Annotated in this window: 1 protein-coding gene; it reads left to right on the plus strand. The window is 70.4% G+C overall.

All coding sequences use genetic code 11. From position 1 onward, the window contains the following. The coding region (locus Ga0451573_RS19455; RefSeq protein WP_231685851.1) for a co-chaperone DjlA at positions 1 to 247 on the plus strand (247 nt) is incomplete at both ends.

The following is a 247-nucleotide window of genomic DNA, read 5'->3' on the forward strand; positions in this document are numbered from 1 at the left end:
CGTCGGCGCCGCCATCGGGCTGCTCACTGGGGGCCCCATAGGCGCGGCCGTGGGCGTGCTACTGGGCCATCAGTTCGACGAATTCACCGGCTCGCAGGATGAGCCCCGCCTGCGCAGCGATCCCGACTCCCTGGCTGTCGGTGAGCACTTCTTCCGGTCCGCGTTCCGCGTCATGGGGCATGTTGCCAAGGCGGATGGGCGGGTGAGCGAGCAGGAGATCGCCGCGGCGCGCGCCGTGATGGCCGAT

The sequence above is a fragment of the Phosphitispora fastidiosa genome (genome assembly GCF_019008365.1).
GTDB classification, from domain to species: domain Bacteria; phylum Bacillota; class Thermincolia; order Thermincolales; family UBA2595; genus Phosphitispora; species Phosphitispora fastidiosa.